This is a genomic window from Bacillus sp. FJAT-49736, assembly GCF_018343615.1.
Taxonomy (GTDB): domain Bacteria; phylum Bacillota; class Bacilli; order Bacillales; family Bacillaceae_C; genus Margalitia.
The window spans coordinates 1,222,260-1,244,094 of sequence record NZ_JAGYPI010000001.1 but is presented as its reverse complement, the minus strand read 5'-3'; the positions used below and the strand labels follow the sequence as shown (position 1 = coordinate 1,244,094).

At 35.7% G+C, this 21,835-nt stretch carries 19 protein-coding genes and 1 riboswitch; of the genes, 5 read left to right on the top strand and 14 right to left on the bottom strand.

What is annotated here, in order from left to right; genetic code table 11:
• Window positions 1-10 precede the first annotated feature (10 nt).
• From KHA87_RS06555 to KHA87_RS06545, 3 genes are all read right to left on the bottom strand, one after another.
• Complete coding sequence (locus tag KHA87_RS06555) at window positions 11-1,174, bottom strand: aminotransferase class I/II-fold pyridoxal phosphate-dependent enzyme (RefSeq protein ID WP_213093284.1); 1,164 nt, start codon at window positions 1,172-1,174, stop codon at window positions 11-13.
• 29 nt (window positions 1,175-1,203) lie between these two features.
• Window positions 1,204-1,821 (bottom strand): sugar transferase, encoded by a 618-nt coding sequence (locus KHA87_RS06550; RefSeq protein WP_283249418.1) that lies wholly within the window; start codon window positions 1,819-1,821, stop codon window positions 1,204-1,206.
• Window positions 1,822-2,039: 218 nt separating this feature from the next.
• Window positions 2,040-3,866: a polysaccharide biosynthesis protein gene (locus KHA87_RS06545; RefSeq protein WP_283249417.1), complete on the bottom strand. Its 1,827-nt coding sequence runs from the start codon at window positions 3,864-3,866 to the stop codon at window positions 2,040-2,042.
• A 416-nt stretch (window positions 3,867-4,282) separates the two neighbouring features.
• Here KHA87_RS06545 and msrA point away from each other — a divergent pair, with 416 nt between their 5' ends.
• Window positions 4,283-4,813, top strand: coding sequence for a peptide-methionine (S)-S-oxide reductase MsrA (gene msrA / locus KHA87_RS06540; protein ID WP_213093283.1), 531 nt, complete (start codon window positions 4,283-4,285; stop codon window positions 4,811-4,813).
• Between the two features lie 78 nt (window positions 4,814-4,891).
• Here msrA and KHA87_RS06535 read toward each other — a convergent pair whose 3' ends face one another.
• The 4 genes from KHA87_RS06535 to KHA87_RS06520 all read right to left on the bottom strand — a co-directional run bounded on the left by KHA87_RS06535 (window position 4,892) and on the right by KHA87_RS06520 (window position 9,515).
• Window positions 4,892-6,154, bottom strand: a complete 1,263-nt coding sequence (locus KHA87_RS06535) for an ATP-binding protein (protein WP_213093282.1) — start codon at window positions 6,152-6,154, stop codon at window positions 4,892-4,894.
• A gap of 127 nt (window positions 6,155-6,281) precedes the next feature.
• Window positions 6,282-7,598 carry an MFS transporter gene (locus KHA87_RS06530; RefSeq protein WP_213093281.1) on the bottom strand — a complete coding sequence of 439 codons (1,317 nt, stop codon included), beginning with the start codon at window positions 7,596-7,598 and terminating at the stop codon, window positions 6,282-6,284.
• A gap of 21 nt (window positions 7,599-7,619) precedes the next feature.
• Window positions 7,620-8,156 (bottom strand): ArsR/SmtB family transcription factor, encoded by a 537-nt coding sequence (locus KHA87_RS06525; protein WP_213093280.1) that lies wholly within the window; start codon window positions 8,154-8,156, stop codon window positions 7,620-7,622.
• Window positions 8,157-8,309: 153 nt separating this feature from the next.
• The gene (locus KHA87_RS06520; RefSeq protein ID WP_213093279.1) at window positions 8,310-9,515 is read right to left on the bottom strand and encodes an MFS transporter; all 1,206 of its coding nucleotides are present in this window, start codon (window positions 9,513-9,515) and stop codon (window positions 8,310-8,312) included.
• A gap of 264 nt (window positions 9,516-9,779) precedes the next feature.
• Between KHA87_RS06520 and KHA87_RS06515 the strand changes: the two genes are divergently transcribed.
• Window positions 9,780-10,901, top strand: a complete 1,122-nt coding sequence (locus KHA87_RS06515; RefSeq protein ID WP_213093278.1) for an NAD(P)/FAD-dependent oxidoreductase — start codon at window positions 9,780-9,782, stop codon at window positions 10,899-10,901.
• A gap of 499 nt (window positions 10,902-11,400) precedes the next feature.
• Here the strand turns inward: KHA87_RS06515 and KHA87_RS06510 are convergent, their stop codons facing one another.
• Entirely contained in the window at window positions 11,401-11,700 is a 300-nt protein-coding gene (locus KHA87_RS06510) for a phage lytic cycle repressor MrpR family protein (protein WP_213093277.1), read from the bottom strand.
• Window positions 11,701-12,055: 355 nt separating this feature from the next.
• Window positions 12,056-12,775: a YebC/PmpR family DNA-binding transcriptional regulator gene (locus KHA87_RS06505; protein ID WP_213093276.1), complete on the bottom strand. Its 720-nt coding sequence runs from the start codon at window positions 12,773-12,775 to the stop codon at window positions 12,056-12,058.
• Window positions 12,776-13,080: 305 nt separating this feature from the next.
• Here KHA87_RS06505 and KHA87_RS06500 point away from each other — a divergent pair, with 305 nt between their 5' ends.
• Window positions 13,081-13,866: a Cof-type HAD-IIB family hydrolase gene (locus tag KHA87_RS06500; RefSeq protein ID WP_213093275.1), complete on the top strand. Its 786-nt coding sequence runs from the start codon at window positions 13,081-13,083 to the stop codon at window positions 13,864-13,866.
• Between the two features lie 395 nt (window positions 13,867-14,261).
• On the opposite strand, the gene KHA87_RS06495 is transcribed toward KHA87_RS06500, so the two are convergent.
• The 3 genes from KHA87_RS06495 to KHA87_RS06485 form a co-directional block, all read right to left on the bottom strand.
• Window positions 14,262-15,524 carry a serine hydrolase gene (locus KHA87_RS06495; RefSeq protein WP_213093274.1) on the bottom strand — a complete coding sequence of 421 codons (1,263 nt, stop codon included), beginning with the start codon at window positions 15,522-15,524 and terminating at the stop codon, window positions 14,262-14,264.
• A gap of 126 nt (window positions 15,525-15,650) precedes the next feature.
• On the bottom strand, window positions 15,651-16,853 hold the full coding sequence (locus tag KHA87_RS06490) for an MFS transporter (protein WP_213093273.1): 1,203 nt from the start codon (window positions 16,851-16,853) through the stop codon (window positions 15,651-15,653).
• Complete coding sequence (locus KHA87_RS06485) at window positions 16,846-17,277, bottom strand: MarR family winged helix-turn-helix transcriptional regulator (protein ID WP_213093272.1); 432 nt, start codon at window positions 17,275-17,277, stop codon at window positions 16,846-16,848. Before KHA87_RS06485 ends, KHA87_RS06490 begins: the two co-directional genes overlap by 8 nt.
• A gap of 396 nt (window positions 17,278-17,673) precedes the next feature.
• Between KHA87_RS06485 and KHA87_RS06480 the strand changes: the two genes are divergently transcribed.
• The gene (locus KHA87_RS06480; RefSeq protein WP_213093271.1) at window positions 17,674-18,234 is read left to right on the top strand and encodes a hypothetical protein; all 561 of its coding nucleotides are present in this window, start codon (window positions 17,674-17,676) and stop codon (window positions 18,232-18,234) included.
• Between the two features lie 143 nt (window positions 18,235-18,377).
• On the opposite strand, the gene KHA87_RS06475 is transcribed toward KHA87_RS06480, so the two are convergent.
• Both KHA87_RS06475 and KHA87_RS06470 read right to left on the bottom strand, forming a co-directional pair.
• Window positions 18,378-19,655, bottom strand: a complete 1,278-nt coding sequence (locus KHA87_RS06475; protein ID WP_213093270.1) for an MFS transporter — start codon at window positions 19,653-19,655, stop codon at window positions 18,378-18,380.
• Window positions 19,656-19,960: 305 nt separating this feature from the next.
• A complete protein-coding gene (locus KHA87_RS06470) occupies window positions 19,961-20,815 on the bottom strand; it encodes an MBL fold metallo-hydrolase (RefSeq protein WP_213094261.1) in 855 nt (284 codons plus the stop codon).
• A gap of 252 nt (window positions 20,816-21,067) precedes the next feature.
• Window positions 21,068-21,169, top strand: a riboswitch (purine riboswitch).
• A gap of 80 nt (window positions 21,170-21,249) precedes the next feature.
• On the opposite strand from KHA87_RS06470, the gene KHA87_RS06465 reads away from it, so the two are divergent.
• A complete protein-coding gene (locus KHA87_RS06465; protein ID WP_213093269.1) occupies window positions 21,250-21,825 on the top strand; it encodes a xanthine phosphoribosyltransferase in 576 nt (191 codons plus the stop codon).
• Window positions 21,826-21,835: the final 10 nt, after the last annotated feature.

Here is a 21,835-nt window from a genome sequence, read left to right as displayed (position 1 = left end):
AGCTTTTATACTATATTGAATGAGCCAGTAATTGTTTTATGGAATTAATTACTCTTAACTGATCTTCCATTGTCATACTCGTACCAGAAGGTAAGCAAATACCTGTTAAAAATAATGTTTCGGATATGCTTTCTTCTTTATTATGTGAATAGTATGGAGCATTTTTGAAAAGTGGCTGTAGGTGTAACGGCTTCCATATTGGTCTTGCTTCTATATTATCCTCTGCTAATGCTTCAATAATCTCTTGCACAGTGATACAAGCCTTCTTTTCATTAATGGTTATTGCTGTTAGCCATCTATTGGAAAAGCTGTCCTTCATTTCTTTCATAAAATGGATACTGGGAAGATTCTTCAATTCATTTTCATATAGTTGAAAAATTTCTCTTTTTCGCTTAATCCGCTCATCCAGAACCTCTAATTGGCCCCTACCGATGCCAGCCAGAACATTACTGAGCCGATAATTATATCCTAACTGGCTATGCTGATAATAGATGGCCGGATCACGGGCTTGAGTAGCTAAAAACCGAGCTTTTTTTAATTCCTCTACATTATCCGATACAAGCATTCCCCCACCGGATGTGGTAATTATTTTATTTCCGTTAAACGAGAATATTCCATAATTCCCAAATGTTCCGCTATATTTTCCTTTATATTTGGATCCTAACGATTCCGCTGCATCCTCTATAATTGGAACCTGAAAAGCATTGCAAATGGAAAGCAGTTCATCCATTTTAGCAGATTGTCCATATAGATTTACGATGATAACGGCTTTAGGCAGCTTTCCTTTCCTAGCCGCATCCTCAAATGCCTTCTTTAAAGCATCGGGAGACATATTCCAGGATTCTGGTTCAGAATCAATAAAGACAGGCTCGGCGCCTTGATAAAGAATTGGATTTGCACTCGCGACAAATGTGAGAGTGGAACAAAACACCGTATCTCCTCTAGTAACATCTAATAATAATAAAGCCAAGTGAATGGCTGCAGTTCCGGAACTAACTGCAACAGCTCCCTTGGCTCCAATATAATTTGCGATTCCTATCTCGAATTCATCTACATTAATACCAAGCGGTGCAATCCAATTGGAATCAAATGCTTCTTGTATATATTTCATTTCATTTCCACTCATATGTGGTGCGGAAAGATAAATACGTTTGTTTTTTGTTAACTTTAGCATTTAATTCACCTCTTCCGATAATAGAATTCTCATAATCTATTATCCTTTCTTTCAAGTGGAAAAGTTCCTTGAAACTTTTCCATCGTAACATGGTTATACTGTGAGACACCCTCTTTTTTCAGGACCTTTTGGACTGTTAACCATAGAATTTTAAAATCAAGAAATAGGGAACGGTGTCGAACATACCAGACATCAAGCTGAAATTTTTCCTCCCAGGTGAGCGTATTCCTGCCATTTATCTGTGCCCATCCAGTTATCCCTGGCTTTACTAAATGTCTTTTTGCTTGCTCCTTTGTATATAATGGGAGATATTCCATTAAGAGTGGCCTTGGTCCAACTAAGCTCAAATCACCTTTTAAGACATTAAGAAGCTGTGGCAGTTCATCTAGACTATACTTTCTAAGGAATACTCCAAACGGAATTAATCGCTGTTCATCAGGCAGCAATTGTCCATGCCGATCCATTTCGTCGGTCATACTTCGAAATTTGTATAGATAAAATGGTTTCTCATACAATCCTGGTCGCTTCTGTTTAAATAGAATGGGTGATCCTAGCTTGATTCGAACGAAAACACCAATGATTAGAATGAAGGGCAGTAATAACAGAAGCAACAGGCACGACAACAATACATCTATCATTCTCTTCAAAAAATCACATCCAACATTTCTGTTTTTAACAAAAGCTCTTTTCGTACACTTTGTTGCTTTTAGACCTTAATATAGGTCATATACAAAGTTAATAGGTAATTTTTGTAAATTTTCTCACGAAAAGAAACCACGAAGTATTTGAGTTATACGGGTTGATGAATTTATACGAAAGGCAACAATCTGTGCGAAATTAGCCTTAGCAGATAAAAACTCTGCTTTTATATTGATGCATGTAATATTGCATGGTCTATCTTTTGGCTGTTAGCTAAATCTAAGAGTCGTCTTTTTAACTCTTCCTTATCTAGGTGCAAAAAGTTAGTCATAATATCTTCGATTTCATTTATATAAATATTGGATGTTTTCCCAATATAAATATTGGGATAAATTTTCTGCTCATACACCTCATCTTTTTGAAGCAATTCCTCATATAGTTTTTCTCCAGCTCTGATTCCAGTAAATGTAATATCTATTTCATCCTCATTGTAACCGGAAAGCTTTATCAAATTCTTGGCCAAGTCCACTATTTTAACTGGCTCTCCCATATCCAGTACAAATATTTCTCCACCCTTGGACAGGGATCCCGCTTGAATAACTAATCTCGATGCCTCTGGAATGGTCATAAAATAACGAACCATATCAGGATGTGTCACTGTCACAGGTCCACCATTCTCAATCTGCTTTTTAAATAAAGGCACAACACTTCCTCGGCTTCCTAAAACATTGCCAAATCTTACGGCAACAAATTTTGTTTCGCTTACGGTATCGAAATATTGAACCATCATCTCCGCAAGTCTCTTGCTGGCTCCCATAACACTTGTTGGATTAACAGCTTTATCCGTGGAAATCATGACAAATGTTTCGACATTATTTGAACTTGCGGCTTTTGCTAGATTTACCGTTCCGATTAAATTATTTTTAACTGCTTCCTCGGGATACTTCTCCATTAATGGTACATGTTTGTGGGCAGCAGCATGATAAACAACATCAGGCTTATAGGTTTTCATGATAGACATCAACTTATTTAGATCATTAAGATCCCCTATGACCGGAATATAATCTATAAATGTATGGGAAAAGTGATTCTGTAACTCTAAGTTAATGGTATAAATGCTATTCTCACCATGACCGAGTAATATTAATTTTTTGGGGGCAAAATTTGAAATTTGTCTGCAAATTTCGGAGCCAATAGAACCACCTGCTCCTGTAACTAAAATCGTTTTATCAGTAATGTTTTCCGAAATACTTTCAATATCTAATTCGACGGGATCACGTCCCAATAAATCCTCTACCTTCACGTCGCGAAAATGATTAATAGATACCTTTCCGGTAAGTAAGTCCTCAATCATAGGAAGTAATTGTGTTTTTGCGTTTGTTTTTAGACATTCATTGAAAATAACCGTTAGTTCCCTTTTTTTCAAAGAAGGAATCGCAATAATGATATGATCAATATTTTTCTCCTTAACTATTCGCTCTATTTCCGGTACCTTTCCTAATACAGGAATTCCTAATATATCAAGATGCATCTTTTTTTTGTCATCGTCAATAAATCCTACAGGCAAAAGCCCTGCATCTTTTGAACGTTTTAATTGTCTAGCTACCATTAGTCCTGCAGCTCCAGCACCAATGATTAGAGTTCTTTTTTTATTTTGAACTTTATAAAGAACGTTGTCTCCGATAATTCTCCAGCAATAGCGTGATCCACCTATTAATAAAATATTAAGTAGCCAAGTAACAACTAGAACACGAAAAAATATTTCATGATTAATAAGTTTCTGCACAAGACCTGCTGTAATAACAGAAAATGTAACCGATTTGCAAATAATTAACAACTCATCTACACTCGCATATTCCCATGCTTTTTTATATAGTTTAAATCTAAACGAGAAAAAATGGTGGCTTATAAGTAAAACAATGGAACTAATGAGAATTGGAATAGTGACAACATAAAAGGATGCTGTAACCAAAAATCGGCTTAGGAATATAGCGGTTAGCACGATAAATGAATCGATAACAGCAAAGAAAGACATTCTTTGATGATAAGTCAATCGTCCACTCCCCCTTTTTTAACTCCCTATAGAACTTATTATCTATTTGTCTCTTTGTTTATAAAAAAAATAATGATGCGACTCTTCATAAAGAAACGCATCATTATTTTTTCTATTATTTTGATTGGGGCATTTAACCCCTCCTCACATCACACTCTTGACGACAAGCGTCTAAGGTTTTGGACCCACAGCATGACCGAGTGTCTCCGTTTGATAGTGGTAAGGAGGCATCACCTTAATATACATCATTTATATTGTGGAATTTCATTATTAAGAACATCAAAGATAAATTTTTTCCCAAATTTCTCATGCTTTTTTCCTACTTGGCAGAAAGGAATAAAGTGTCTTAATTGATTCCAATCTATGAACATGATAATATCCTAAATAAATCGTGCTTTTTTTTGGAGGAATTCAACATGACGAATCATTTAGAACTAGCAACGTTTGCAGGCGGATGCTTTTGGTGTATGGTAAAGCCCTTTGATCAGTGGGATGGCATTGAAAAAGTGGTATCAGGTTATTCAGGCGGTCACTTAGAGAATCCTACCTATAAAGATGTGAAATCCGGTACTAGTGGCCATTATGAGGTGGTACAGATAACGTTTGATCCTTCCGTGTTTCCATATGAAAAATTGCTGGAGATTTATTGGCAGCAAATTGACCCAACGGATGCAGGAGGTCAATTCCAAGATCGTGGCGATTCATACCGTACCGCTATTTTTTATCATACAGAGGAACAAAAGGAAATCGCTGAAAGATCCAAGCAGGCTTTAGCAGATAGTGGTAAATTTAAAAAGCCAATTGTTACGGAAATCCTTCCAGCTGCTACTTTCTACCCTGCTGAAGATTATCATCAGGACTTTTATAAAAAGAGTCCCGATGAATATAAAGAAGACCGTAAAAAATCTGGGCGTGACGAGTTTATTCAAACTCATTGGTCAAAATAATTATTTAAAAGGATGTGTCTAAAGGAGCACATCCTTTTAAATAAACTTTTTAGTTTACATAACAATATTACTATAAACTTATGATTGTATAGGCAGCAAAATGTCCACTGTTGTTCCTTTATTAAGTTCACTTTCAAATAATATTTTTCCACGGTGAGATTCAATAATTTTGAAGCAAATGGTTAATCCAAGGCCAGTTCCCTTTTCCTTGTGAGAATAAAAAGGTTCGCCTATTCGCTGGAGACGTTCGGCAGATATCCCTATTCCATTATCTTTTATCTGAGTTAAAACATAGCCGTTTTTTTGATTTTTCACTATGATTTCTACTTCTCCACCCTTATAGGAGGCATCGATTGCATTTTTTATAATATTGATGAATACTTGTTTTAATTGATTTACATTGCAGTTAATCGACGGAATATCATCATCAACATGTAAGATTAATTCAACGGATTGCATATTAGATTCAGATTTCAATAATGAACAGACATCTTTTAATATAGGAACAACATTACATGTTTGAAATATTATATCCTGAGGTTTGGCTAATACAAGCAACTCCCCTACAATCTCATTGATGCGATCCAGTTCTTTAAGAATAATATCAAAGTATGCTTTGTTCTTATTCTCTCCTGATTCCAATAATTGAATAAATCCTTTAATAGAAGTGAGTGGATTTCGCACTTCATGAGCAACGCTAGCTGCCAGTTCTCCTACAACCGAGAGCTTTTCTGTTTTCCTCAAGTGATCATCTGTATCCTTCATTTTAGTAATATCTCTACCAATCACTACTAACGCCTTTCTGCTTCCGTCTGGATTTTTCAACGGTACTCTTATGGTTTCAAAGGTTTTTGTTTCTCCAGTTCGGAGTGGAATTATTTCTTCACTCCGAAATTGTTTTCCATCATTCCATGCAAGCTCATCTCTATCTTTGTTCTGAAGCAGTGTCTTCCGGTAAAAGGGGGTATATTTTATAAGTTCGTCGTCGGTCTTTCCTTTATAATTTACAAATTCTAATCGAAACAGCTTTAAACAAAATTGATTTGCTTGAATCCAACGTCCATTCCCATCTTTAAAAATAACATAATCCACCATAGAATTAATTAAAGTGGATAGCTTCCTTTGCTCCTGTTTAATCAAGTCATATTCTTCTTTTTTTATTAGAGAAAAATAAATAAATCCACCTGTTAAAATAATGTAAAAGATCCCTTTAATTCTTTCTACAACCAGGACAACGGATAGACTCAAATCTAAAAATTTCATTATATATTCAGTCAAGAAAATCCAAATAATACTGGCTATTAAAAACAAAAGCAGAATTTGAACCTTTGATTTTCGCATATCATCCGCCTTCTTTTCACGCTTTTTTCCTACAGAAATGAGATTTTCTTAATATAGTTTTAACCATACCACCAACAATTATTTTCCAAATTAAAAAGCCTGCACAAAGTGCAGACAATAAAGCCGATTAAACAGTAGTTGCGAGAGTTTCTTCCTCTATTTTACTATCGTCATCCAATAACTTAATTTCTTTGTGAAAAGATAAAATAATTGTTGTTCCTATCCATATTAATCCTAAAGTCATTAAAAATAATCGTATTCCGCTATTCTCGCCTACGCCCAGCCATCCGCCAAGCAATTTGCTGCCGATGGCTGGTGGAGACATGAACGGAGTAAATACATGATCTAATAATGGTGCAGAAAGTAAATAGGAAATTGGCATGAGTGACATAGCAATCATTCTTCGTAATGCAAAGACACGACCTTGAATGCCAGGATCTACTTTGCTTTGCCAAATAACCTGTGAGCAGGTATTTCCAAACGGCAAAAAGAAAAAGGAAATAAAGATAAATACGCACATGACCGGAATAAAATTCGTTCCCCATATAAAGGTGAAAAAAACGGAGCTAATGAGTCCAAATCCAAAGACTCCTCTTGTCTTTCTTTTCGGACCGCCCCAAGCGCTCATTACCAGCCCTCCTAAAACCATGCTTAATCCAAAACATGACATGACAAATCCAAGGGTTTTAGCATCACTTAAGGAAAGAATGAGCGGCTGCAGCAATACATTTTCAAAGCCTAATATAAAATTAGCCATCGAAAAGTACATTAAAAACCACAATAAAGCTTTGTTAAAACGTAAATATTGAATACCGTCTTTAATATCTAATAATAGAGACTGTTTTTTTCTATATAATTCCGAAGCAACAAAAGGAGGTATTTTCGCCAAAAGCAATGAGAATATGGCAATAAAAAATGAAAAAAAGTCCATGAGGAGAATCCCTTGTATATGGATAATAGGTAGCAATATTCCGGCAATAGGCGGTGCAACAATGCTTGAGGCAGCGTCTGACATCTGGATTAAGCCATTTGCCCGACCAAGATGTTTTTTTTCCACAATCTGTGCCACTATTGCTTGGTAGGCAGGAAATTGCATGGCTCCAGAAATGGACCACATAATGACCGCTGTATAGATATGCCATAACTGTAGCTCAGTAAAAAATACGGAGGAAAATATCCCTAATGTCGCTAATCCGGACAAGCAATCACTCGCAAGCATCATCCCTTTGCGACTCCATTTATCTACAAGCGCTCCTGCAAATGGTGAAATTAATAGTCCTGGTACAGACATACATACTAGTGTAATCGCAAAATTGGATACAGAGCCTGTTTTTTGTAAAATATATACCCCTAATGCAAAGGAAGTTAAGCTGGAACCTAATAATGAGCCAAGCTGCCCTCCCCATATGAATAAAAATGTATGAAACCCCTTATTTCCTGCCAACCGAATCCCCCCGCTTATTGATTATTTTGCAAACATGGAAACAAGAACCCCATAGCCTTTTTCCCCTTTTGGTTCCCTTTCCTTTATTCGTTTCTCCCACTTCTCCATTATAGAAATCAGTTCTTTTTCCAATTCCTCTTTTTCATTTTGATTAAGATGCAAATGTAATGTCCTAAAAACGTTTGTGTTGTTTTGATTTATCGATTGTAAAAGTTGTTTCTTCATATCACTCAATGTTCTATCCACAATCTGTTGTCTGCCATCTATATCTAATTGATTGATAAGAATTCGAAAGTCCTTGGCAATTGGCAAATAATATTTCTCCATAATTCCGTTCACTTCATTTGTATCGTATAGAAAAAGAAACCCTGCCTTCACCAATTCTTGAATATGGTAATGGACCTTGGAAGCTGAGAGGTTTAGTTCATCTGCAAGCTGCTTCGCAGTTCTAGGCTTTTGATCAAAATAAACTGAAAATATTTTCATCCTTAACTCATTGGTTAAGATTTTTGCCTCCTCCAAAGTCGTAATTTCATATACTTCTAATTGCTCTTGCATCATTTAGTCACCTACAATTTTTATTTAACGTTCAAATAAATTTGAACGTCTTGTTATTATTGATTATATGTATTTAATTTCGAAAATACAATCAAATTTATACAGAATTTTATACGAAAAAAGCTATCTCATCTGAGATAGCCCTTTTTTCCTTTATTCAAGCTCCATTCGCTTCGTCTCTTTGCCAAGAAATAATACAAACAGTACACCAATCACAATAGAGATACAGAAGATCGTAAAGATATAATCAGTCGATACCTTTTGAGCTACTAAATTACCTACAAGTAATGGTCCGAAAATACCTCCTATTCGGCCAAAGCCTGCTGCCATACCGGTTCCTGTTCCACGGATAACAGTTGGATATTGCTCTGGAGAGTATGCATAAAGAGCACCCCATGCACCTAGATTAAAGAATGAAAGAAACATTCCGGATATCATTAACCAAGTTAAGCTTTCAACATTACCGAATAGATATGCAAAAATAGCTGTTCCAATTAAAAAAGTAACTAATACAAATTTTCTCCCTGCTTTTTCAATAAGCCACGCAGCTGTAAAGTATCCTGGAAGCTGAGCTAGCGTCATGATTAAAACATACTCAAAGCTTTTAATCATGCTGAAGCCCTTCAGAACCATAACACTTGGAAGCCATAAAAACATTCCGTAATAGGAGAATACGACAGTAAACCAAACAACCCAAAGCATCAAAGTGCGTTTCGCATATTTTTTCGACCAAACTTCTTGTATTTTTTTCAATACAGATTGGCGATTTTCTTTTGTTACCGTTTGAAACCTAGGTGAATCTGGTAAGCCTAAGCGTAAATATAAGGCATAAAAAGCAGGTATTGTACAAATTAATAAAGCGGTTTGCCATCCGAATTTCGGAATAATGAAATAAGAAATAAGTGCTGCTATTAACCAGCCCCCTGCCCAAAAGCTTTCCAATAAAACAACAATTCTTCCACGATCTTTTGTGGCTACACTCTCAGAAACAAGTGTAGAAGCCACAGGTAGCTCTCCACCTAGACCCATTCCAATCAAAAAACGTAAGATTAAAAATATTGTTAGTGTTGGGGCAAATGCGGATAATCCGCTCCCTATAGAGAAAAATAATAAGGTAATCATAAAAATCGATTTTCGACCGAATCGATCGGCTAGAATTCCGAAAAGAAGCGCTCCGACTGCCATACCAATGGAATTGATGCTACCAATCCAACCCATTTGGGATGGATTCAAATTCCAATCCTTTGCAAGGGCAGTGATTACGAAGGATAAAATTCCTACATCTAAGGCGTCAAACATCCAGCCTGTTCCGGATATGAACAGCAACTTTTTTTGCGACACTGTTTGCTTGTTTTCCATATAGTACTCCTTTTAAAAAATAGTTTTGTGGAATAAAAGATTCATGTATTAATTCCATTTGAAATATAACACTTAACCAGTCATCTGTAAAGACACCTATCAATACTTTATCAAACTCGTATTTTATTTTAAAAAGTATATTTTGCTGATTTAGGATTTTATATGCATATATACTTGTTTCACTGTGTATTCCATTGGTATTATAAAACATGGTATTTAGATATTTAGAATAATGTTAGCTAGAGTTTAAAGGATGTCATGAACATGAAAAAATATATAGTTATAGGAGCAGGTATATTAGGAGCAGCTACCGCCTATCACCTTGCAAAGGCAAAAAAAGAAGTAGTAATTGTCGATCGAAAGGATATTGGCCAAGCAACCGATGCGGCAGCAGGAATTGTATGTCCGTGGCTTTCTCAAAGGAGAAATAAAGCGTGGTACCAATTGGCAAAAGGCGGTGCTAAATATTATCCTACTTTAATAAAAGAACTTGAAAAAGACGGAGAAACGGATACGGGATATGCAAAAGTTGGGGCAATCAGCATCCATTCTGACCATGACAAGCTAGTTACGATGGAAAAGAGAGCTCTCAAGCGAAAAGAAGAAGCACCTGAAATGGGAGATGTAACGATCCTCTCTCCAAAAGAAACAAAAAGCAAGTTTCCATTGCTAGCGGACGGTTACGGCTCTGTTCATGTCAGTGGAGCAGCTCGGGTCGATGGCCGTGCACTTCGGGATGCATTATTAAATAGCGCCAAAAAGCACAGTGCGACTATGATTCATGGTGAAGCAACTTTACTTTCTAACGGAAAACAGATTACAGGAGTAAATGTTGAAGGAAATTGTATTCAAGCTGATTGTGTGATTGTAACGGCTGGTGCATGGGGAAATCAAGTCTTGGCACCTCTTGGCCTAGATTTTCAGGTTACCTTTCAAAAAGCGCAAATACTTCATTTACTATTACCCGGTATTGAAACGAGTAAATGGCCGGTTGTTATGCCTCCAACCGACCAGTATTTATTAGCCTTTAATGGAGGCAAAATTGTAGCAGGAGCGACCCATGAAAATGATACAGGCTTTGATACAAGAGTTACAGCCGGTGGAATGCAAGAAATTTTACATAAAGCTTTAGAGCTTGCACCCGATTTAGCAAGTGCTACCTTGCTGGAAACGAGAGTTGGGTTTCGGCCATTTACACCTGGTTTTCTTCCCATCATTGGAAAGCTACCTGGCTTTGACGGTATTTTTGTCGCTAATGGACTTGGAGCGTCTGGTTTAACTATGGGACCATATATTGGCTCAGAGCTGGCAAAATTGGCGATGGGATTGGATACAGAAATAGATGTAAGCTTGTATGACGTCGAAGGAGCTATTAAAAATAAGTAAAATATACGGCAGACCTTATAATGATAAATAAGGTTTGCCGTATTTATACTGTTGTAAAAATTACATTACTCCCCTAATGATACACTTGCTGCACAACGTCTAAATAAAAAATACTGATACATTCACTTTTAATAGTCTCATTTTACGAATGAAATTAATATGTTTTTATAAGGAATATGCTAATTTTTGCAATAACTTAATGAAACTCTATCATGATATTTCTTTAACAAAAAAATATCCAGCCAATTAGACTGGATATCAGTTGGGTAGAAAGTTCAGAAATTTTACTTGGGGGGTAAATTAATATTCATACATTATTGTAAACATAATTTGTAATAATTACATGAGTCAAATTAAATAGGATAAATTATCCATTTTACCTTTATTTTTTACAATTCCTGAAGCAACTGCGCCAAAATTTTATAAATAAGACCAACATCATCGGAAGCATTTGATCTTAGAAGGTTATTGTAAATACCCGATTATCTTCTTCCCCTTTTTATTTAAAAAAATCCTCCATCCATTCTTCATCTAGTATCGAAAGAGGATTGATGTTATTTAGCTTTATCCCCTTTCTTATTGACCATTCAACATAATCATTAATACGTTCGACTATTTCAAACAAATCTTCTTTACTTTTATTTCTTGTTTCTGTAATAAATATTTTATATTGATTTAGATTAAAATCACACAAATCCATTTTATACATTTCCTCATAATAACTTGAAAAAGAAAACAACTTATCTGATGCAGTTTTGTTATCGTTTAAAAACTGTTTCTTAATATTTTCGTTATACATTATTCCGGCTCCCATTTTGATAGATGTATCCTATCAAGCATTTATTTTTATAATTTATTTTAAATTTATTCGAAAAGAAAAGATAGAATTTATACTTCTGTCTCTTTGCATTCTTCATTTTTTTTAGAGAATAATTCTTAATTTTCAAGTCATAAAATACTCTTCAAACTCACAGTCTACATCATCTAAATACAATAAAAAACCCACCTTTCATATGCAAATAATTCATACAAAAAGTGAGTTTTTGTTTATCAAAGTAAAAACGATGATTTTTATTCCCGTAAATCATTATGGATTTTAAAAGAATCAAACCAAAAATGTATTGGTCTAACTATACTTTGGTCATGAAAGAGTATTATTCACTTAAATCGACATTATGATAAACCTGTTGCACATCATCTAAATCTTCAAGTGCATCAATTAATTTTTCAAACTTTGCTTTTGCATCATCAGAAAGAGTAATTTCATTTTGTGCAAGCATCGTAATTTCTGCAACCGTAAAATCTGTAATCCCCGCATTTGTGAATGCTTCCTGCACTGCATGGAAGTTTTCTGGTTCTGCGTAAACAATAATTGTTTCTTCTTCTTCGATAATGTCCCGAACATCAACATCTGCTTCCATTAACAATTCAAGAGCTTCATCAGCAGTTTTTCCTTCAATACCAATTACAGCAGTTGAATCAAACATATAAGCAACAGATCCGCTTACTCCCATGTTACCGCCATTTTTACCAAATGCCGCTCTTACATCAGATGCTGTGCGATTCACATTATTTGTTAAGGCATCCACGATCACCATAGAACCATTTGGACCAAAGCCTTCATAACGAAGCTCGTCATAGTTCTCATCCGAACCGCCCTTCGCTTTTTCAATCGCACGGTCTATGATATGTTTTGGCACACTATATGTTTTTGCACGCTCGAGCACGAATTTTAATGCTTGATTTGATTCAGGATCTGGCTCTCCTTGTTTCGCTGCAACAAATATTTCGCGGCCAAATTTAGCATAAATTCTACTTGTATTTGCGTCTTTTGAAGCTTTCTTTTCTTTAATATTATTCCATTTACGACCCATTACTGAACACTCTCTTTCTGCTTAAATATAACAAAATAAATCGATTATTTAATAAAAATAATAGGGTATAAAGCTGTAATTAATCCTATTATATTATACAGCAAAAACGTGATTTGTTAAGTGGTTATGCATCGTTACAGAAAATAATTTGTATTAATTGGAATAAGATAAGAAGGCAATTTGTTTGCTTTATCGCTACTTCATATGGGTTTGTAGGACATACTATGTGGATGCACTTGAAAGGTACTTAAAATGCTTTTATGATAAAATGATTTTAGATAAAAAATAACTAGATGGAGACAGACATGAAACATTACAAAATATTATTTCTAGATATTGATGGTACAATAATGCGTCCAGATGATACAATTGAAGCTTCTACGAAAAAAGCCATAATGGAAGTTAGGCGCCAAGGAATAGAGGTTTTTCTAGCAACGGGAAGACCTCTGCATGAAATTTCTGATATTGCAGCTGAATTAGATATTAACTCCTATATCGGCTATAATGGCGCCTACGCTATATTAAATGGGAAAGATATTGTGAAAGAGGCAATGGATTCTTCATTAGTAGAAAATTATCTTCAAATAGCAAAACAGCATCAACATGAGATTGTATTTTATACTAGTGAACAAAATGCTTTTACCGATCTAGATTCACCTTATGTGGTTGATTTTATTAAAAGATTTCATCTACAATACAATGTTCCTTATTCCCCTTCCATTGCAAATGACATTCTAGGTATAACGCTTATCCATCTTAAGGAGCATGAATTAGAATTGTATCAACAGGAAGGCATCCACCTTTCACAAGTAAATGTGGAGGGTATGCGTCATTGCTACGATGTAATACGCCATAAAGTGAACAAAGGTTTTGCTGTACAAAAAATACTAGAACATCTTCAAATACCTACAGAATGTGCGATAGCATTTGGAGATGGTATGAACGATAAAGAAATGCTTCAATTTGTTGGTGAAGGCTTTGCAATGGGTAATGCACATCCTGATTTATTTGCTTACGCAAAGCACAAAACAACGGAAGTTACCAATTCCGGGATATATAACGGATTAAAAAGCCTTGGGCTAATACAATAACTAAAGATACGAGCCTTCTCTGTAAGAGGAGGCTTTTCTATGTAGGTACCCTAATTTATCGAATCATAAGTGCACATTTTGGAAATAAATTAATTGCCTTTCTGTCATTTTCCCCTTTATTTGAATATACATAGTAGAAAAAGGGGGTCAAGTAAAATGACAGAGGATAAAATCTTGGAGCTTTGCTGTACCAATCGTAATTGCAAAACTTGGTTTCGCTCACCCTTTTCTTTCGGGAACTTAGAGGTCTTTAATGTAAACGCTTTCAAGGGGTTGAGAGCACAATGTCCCATTTGCGGACAAATGGTATCTGGTTCAAAAGACAACTACCGTATGGTGTCAATCACCACAAATGTATGAGAACCTGCCGATTGCATTGGCAGGTTCTTCTTTTTCTATTCTATTGATTGGTATACGATATCCGCTATATTAGCGGAAAATGCTGTTGTGCTGGGATAAGTACCATTCTTAGGCAGACCATTATTTAGTTTATTGGTTAATACAATAATTTGTACATTATTGTCCGGATCGATAATAATCTGTGTCCCGGTGGATCCATTATGGCCGAAAGCATTCTTGGAATGAAGCTTGCCCATAAATGGCTGATTTCTTTCCCAACCTAAGCCTTGTCCAAACCGATGCTCTGTTGTGAATTGGGTGATTGTTTTTTCTTCAAAAATATCCTTTTTTCCGTACTTACCACCATTAATAAGTATTTGCCCCATCACAGCCAAATCCCTAGCAGTGGAAAATAGGCCGGCGTGACCTGCCACCCCATCATTAGCAAAGTAACTGTTCCCATCCTCGACTTCACCTACAAATGTATAAGCTCTCCATTTAGTATACTGCTTGGCTCCAAGTGCCTTCGTTTCTTTATAATCATAAGGATTTCCCCATGAAGTCGCAGCAATATCCTTCATTCCCTTTTGCTTAGGATTAAACATCGTTCTATCTACTCCAAGTGGTTGATAAATGGTCGATTTCACATAATTGTCTAAGGAAGTATGGGTTACTTTTTCAATAATATATCCGAGAACCATAAAATTAAAATCGCTGTATACACGATCGGTCCCTGTTTTATAGGCTAATTTCATATTATTAATGTATTTCAGCATTTGAGAGGAATTATTTACATATAAATAGGCGGGCTCCCAGCCAGGTAGACCAGAAGAATGAGTTAAAAGATCTTCTAACGTAATCTTTGATTTACCGTATTTCCCGAATTCCGGAAAGTATTTTACGACCTTATCCTTTACCGAAATCTTTCCCTCTTCTACTAATTTCATTATCCCTTGGGTAGTGGCCATCACTTTTGTAATGGAAGCAAGATCGAACATAGTATTAACAGTCATTTTTTGTGGTGGAGAAAGGATTTTTCCCCTATCGTATTTCTCCGCATCTCCGTAGGCCGTTTCTTTAATAATCTTTCCATCTTTGGTTATAAGCACAACCGCACCTGGCGTCACTTTATCATTAATAGCTTTATTAACAATCGAATCTATCCCTGATAACGTTTCTTGATTGGCTCCAACCTGCTCTGCTTTTCCATTAGATAACACTAAGTTCTCGTTTTTCTTAGAAAAACTATCCAAGTTAAAATTTAGATATGCCATAATCCCGATTAGAACTATCATAAAGGGTAAAATTACTTTTCGCATTCAAGAGCTCCTCACCAGGTTTATAATTTTTTCATGGAATAATCTTAAACCTATAAAAAACTCGATTCAAGTTTCAAAAAAAGAACACTTGATCAAGTCAAATGTTCTCAATGGTCAAAACTAATTCTATTTATTTACAACAGCCTCTCCTTGATTACCGTTAGAAGCTTTTCTTCCGTGTAAAATATAATATAAAAATACACAAATTAATAGGAGTACACCCATATATTCATACACACCACGATAACCAACGGATGGTACCAGGCACCCTAAAATAAATGGTCCAATCCCAATTCCAGCGTCCATGAACATATAGAAGGTCGAAGTTGCTAATCCCATGCGATGGCGTGGCGATACTTTAATGGCAATAGCCTGTGCACTTGAAATAAACGTACCGTATCCTAAACCGATAAATATTCCAGCGATAATGATGAAATAACCTGCACTTGCCTGGCTTAAAACAAATAATCCAAGTGCCAATGCAATAAAGGAAGGATACATGACAATATTCTCCCCTTTTGTATCAAACCATCTTCCTGTAAATGGTCTTGAAACAAGGATTGCAATGGCATAGATAATAAAGAAAAAGCTAGCAATGTCTACTAAATGTATTTGCTGTGCGAAGGATGTTAGGAATGCAAGTACACTGGAATAGCCTAAACCAACTAAAATACTCATAATGGAAATAGGAATGGCTTTTGCTTCAAAAAAGTTACGTAACGAAAAGTTTTTCATTTGCTGCAGCTGTTCCTTGGATATTTCTATTTTTGGTACCTTTAAAAAGAAGGCTGCAACTAAGCTTAATGCTAAAAGCACAGAGCAGACTGTAAAGTTCATATTAAATCCAATATGCTCACTTATAAACATTCCTAAAAACGGACCAAAAGCAGCAGCTAAAGTCGTACTTAAGGCATAATAACCAGTACCTTCCCCTCGTCTTTCATTTGGAATAATACTAGAAACAATGGTTCCTGTCGCAGTTGACGCAATTCCCAATGCTGCCCCATTGATAAAACGTATGATTAACAGAAAAGTTAAGCTGTTTGCAATAAAATATAATAGCGTTGTGATTAAAACAAAAATTAAACCAAAATATAAAAGATTTTTTCGACCTAGTTGTTCAATATATTTTCCTGCAAACAAACGAGCAATCAATGTACCGATAACGAAAATACCGGATACTAAACCGGCAACACTTGGTGATGCATTAAAATTATTCGTTGCATATACCGTGATGGTGGCGATTAATAGATAAAATGTAAAATACAGAAAAAAGTTTGATAGCGAGACAATTAAAAAATCTTTTGTCCATAGCTTTGGTTTACTCAATGTTGTTCCCTTCTTTGTTAAGAATATTTTCTCTTATTTTTGGCAACGTGTTATAGGTTACCGTTTGCTCTTCGTTCGAAATGCCATTCATCATTCCAGCTTCGAGCTCTGTTATTCTCTGACGGCAAAGTTGGTAGATCTCCTCCCCTTGCTCTGTCAATTGAATAATTTTTTCTCTCCTGTCCTTGCCAGGAATTTGTTTGACCAATTCCTTTTCTTCTAAACGTTGGACTGTCCTGGTAATGGATGGCTTTTCAACATGAAAATAATTGGAAATATCCACTAATGTGGAGCTCCCGTTATTTTTTACATAAAAAATAATTTGCCATAAAGAATAGGAAAGATCATATTCACTTAATAATTCATTTAACTCACTAATAAGCGGTCTATATAATCGGATAAAACGCTGAATAAAACCTTGCACGAAATGCCCCCCCCTACTTTAGTTACCTTGGGTAACAATTAACATGGGTAACTATACTCCCGTTTTCTCATCTTGTCAACATAGGAAAATCACATTTATTACCGAATTGCAAATTATGAAAGAAAGCACTATTTCAAATGTATGTTGCTCCAAATGCGTATAAATTAATCAACAAAGAAAGCAAGTATTGTTTGGACAATATCAATTGCCAAGAGTGATGACCCCTAAAAGTTGGAATAAATGATACGCTTTAAAGGATGATACTATTTATGGAAATGGATTTATATGTTAACATTATTATGGGATTGAATTTTCTGAATTTGCGTTTTGAAATGGAATAAAGGTATGAAAACATTTTCGTAAATAATCAAATACTTCATGCTAAGGGGGGCTTTTATGAAAGGGCTTTTCATTAAATTGGTGATTTTAACATCTGCACTAATTTTATTTGCAGGTTGTTCGAGTTCCAATCTTACTACTTCGAAAGACAAAGGTGAGAACACATCTACCGTTTCTTCGAAAACTAATTCAAAAAACGTGAAGACAATTAAAACATTCTTGGAAAGAGAATTAACCACTACGAACGAACTAAAAGAGATACTTAATTCAGATGATATACCGGCACAAAATCAATATTTGAAAGAGACATATGGGAGTCTTATAGCAAACGAGTACTTTGAAAAATTCGTTAATACCAATCTAGGGTTTGCTGTTCTATTGCCTGCACATTCTGCTGGGTATGAATTAAAACCAACAAATATGGATGTACAATTGGAAAATAGCAAATTTAATTCTTATACCTTTAAAGCTGAGGTAGAATGCTCTAAAGATGGCAAAACAAACACTTCTACCATCACTGGATATATGACTCTCAATGATCAAGGAAAGATTTCAGGAATAACACGTTTTGATTTTAATGATTTGCAGGAAATCTTTCATTCTGCAAAAGCCAAATAGGAAAGACAAGTTAAGCCATTATATTGGGCTTTTATTGAAAAGAGCTTGGAATTCTCCAAGCTCTTTTGGTGATTGTAATGTGGTGAATTTCCATCAAATTGGACGAAAATTATAGATGTCGCATCCAAAAAATTGTGTTTCCTTTACATTTGTTTCGACTCCAACGCTGCTTCGCCTTGCTTTATTTCTTTAGAAGATTCTTTGATTAAGATACCACCCAAAATAGCAAATAAAGAAAAGAAAACTGGGATAATGAAGCCGTAATGATATCCTGTTGTGCTCGGTGCATGATGAAAATGATCCAGTACTTTTCCGAAAATACTTGGAAGCAGCACGGCACTTAAAAATCCGCCAGTATTGGCAAACCCCGAAACGACTCCTACCTCCCGTATATCAAACGATTTTCTGACAACCGCAAACGTTAAGGCACTTGCTCCATTTCCGTAGCCAATAATTAAAAAGAGAATTATCAGCATGTAGTACGGAGGCCTTCCATTGAACAATAGAAACGAAAACCAACTTAAAAAAATAACCATTTGCACAACAATATAAGGCTTTTTATTCGAGCCTATACGGCTAGACATCCAAGTAGTAAGCGGTCCGCCAATTATCGCACCAATTAGTCCAATCATAATCAATTGGCTGGCACTAGAACGGGACATACCATATACACTCATTCCATACGGAACTGCCCATGATCCGATAAAGCCAACGTATGTACCAACAATCCCAAAATGGCACAGGAAGGTTGCCCATGCTTGGCGTGTAGTAAAAAGCCTTCGTAAAATGGTAAGTGTTTTTTCCCTCTTTATAGTTTTAACAGGGGCTTTTTCTTGGATATTCCATTTACTTGGTTTTTGAACCAAGACAATATAAAGCAGTATCCCAATGATAATAAGGACGATTCCAAATGAAAAAAACGGCTTCCGCCAACCAAAACTGGCGATTAAACTGGAAAATGGAACAGTAGCCATAATAGATCCGAGGCTCCCTGTCATCCCTGCCCAACCAAGCAAGCCTACAAACTCATTTACTTTAAACCATTGACTCAATATTAATACGAGGTTTACCCAAATGGTCGCATCCCCTGTTCCCACCAAAAGTCTGGAAATAAATAAGATGCCCTCATTTGGTGCAACACTATATATCAAAGTCCCAATACCATTCAATAATGTACCGGCAATTAGAAAACGATTAGGGCCAAAACGGTCAGACAATATACCAATCGGTATTTGCAAGCCGGCATATGCTAGAAATTGAATGCTCGTAAGTATTCCTAAGGTTGCAGCAGTAATATGAAACTCCTTCATTAATTGGTCTGTTATAAGACCAGGCGCCGTTCTTTGACTAACAATTATAAAATAAGAAAATAATACAGCAGAAAAAACAACCCATCTGTACCTGCTATTTTGTTTATCCAATGTTCTCTTCTCCTGTTGTCTTTTTCTCTTAGGCTTTTTTCTTAAGTTTTGTTGCTTTTGCAGAAAAAAATCTTATCATCTAGCAAATCTTTGGTGATGAATTCATTGTGTTCTTAAGAAAAAATGCCTGGAGCTAAGACTATATTAGGATTTATAAATAAATTCGAAAAGCAACAAATTAAAAATCGGTTTTTTGTACTTCAACCGCCTTTTCTTATTATATTCCTTAAAATTATTATTAGGGGTATTAAATATAGTCGAAGGCGCTTTCATAATAAAGTTCTACTTTTCTGATAATTAATTCATCAACACTCTAATGTTTCTCCTAATTGTAAAAATAACAAATGTGATTTTTCTATACCTTCCTTTTCCCAAGCATTCATCAGACGATCTATTGCCTCTTTTGGAGTGTCATCCGCCAGACGGAATGCACCATAATGCATTGGGATAAAGGATTTCGCTTTCACATCCAAAAATACTTGAACAGCTTCTTCCGGATTAATATGCTGCGGTGCCATAAACCACTCCGGTTCATACGCTCCAATAGGTATTAAGGCATAATCAATGGAAAACTTTCCACCTATTTCCTTGAATCCATCGAAATAGCCACTATCCCCTGCAAAATAGATGGTCTTCTCATTCCCTTCTATCATCCATCCACCCCAATGAGAAGTATTCGTGTCGGTTAAGGTTCTTCTTGTCCAATGTCTAGCAGGAACAAATGTAAAATGAACTTCTTGTATAGAGATACTTTCCCACCATGCAAATTCCTTAACAGGAGTAAATTTCTTTTTTTCAAAATAACGCTTTAAACCGATAGGAACTAAATATATAGGATTCCCTTTTAGCTTCTTTAAAGAAGGTATGTCTAAATGATCATAATGACTATGGGAGATGAGAACAACATCAATTTCAGGCATATGTTCAGGAGACAGCCCAGGTTCTGATAATCGAACCTCCATTCCCATCCTCCTTGCCCATACAATATCTGTTACAATATTTAATCCGTTCAATTGAATAAGAAAGGAAGAATGTCCTATCCAAGTGATCGTACAGTCCTCTCTATTCCTCCTCAAATAGGCTTCCATTTTATCTGCAGCCTGCGGTATGGTATAGGATAAATCCTTTGTTTTTTTACGGCGTTCCTTTTGCCAACGCATTAGTTTTTTAAAGGAATTTAAATTCCTATCTCCATCTGGATTAGTGTACCTTGTCCTTTTCAACTTAGAAACCTCCTGTAAGCCTACCCTTCTAATAATTTTAGTATTATGGAAAAAGAAGCGGAAATCAATATAAAAGCAAATACACTTAAAAAGAAAATTTTCCTTATATTACATAAAATTTAATCTTTAAAATTCGCTTTTAAAAGAAAAAACTCTTTTCAAAATAAAATAATTGGCTTATACTATTCAAAAAACACGAATGTTTCATCTCGTATAATCGCAGAGATATGGTCTGCAAGTTTCTACCGGCTCGCCGTAAATGAGCCGACTACGAGTGAAAGTTTATATTTACGTGGAGTAAAACCCCGTATGGAACTTTTCACTTGTAAAAGGTTTCATGCGGGGTTTTTTATTTTTTGTGGAGGTGCAACATGAAAAGTCTGAAGGAAAGAATTAGAACAGAAGGTCGAGTTATTTCGGATGGTGTGTTAAAAGTAGATTCCTTTCTTAATCATCAAGTAGATCCGGAATTAACAATGGAAATGGGAAAAGAATTTGCATCTTATTTTGGAAGTAAAGGAATAACAAAAGTCTTAACGATTGAATCATCGGGTATCCCACCAGCACTCACAACTGCATTGGAATTAGGAGTCCCTATGGTATTCGCGAAGAAGCAAAAGCCGCTGACTATGAAGGGGGATGTTTGGGTCGAAAGGGTTTTCTCTTTTACCAAACAAATAGAAAACGAAATTCATATCGGCAAGTCCTTCATAGCACAAGAGGATAAGGTGTTAATAGTAGATGATTTTTTAGCTCATGGTGAAGCTGCTCTTGGACTCGCATCTATTGTAAAACAAGCTGGTGCAGAAGTAGTGGGTATTGGAATCGTTATCGAGAAGGCATTCCAGGTAGGTGGAAGGAAGCTTCGCGATGCAGGATATGATGTTTTATCTTTAGCAAGAATCAAAAGCCTTACCAATCATACAGTTGAATTCTTAGAAGATTAATAGAGGAGTG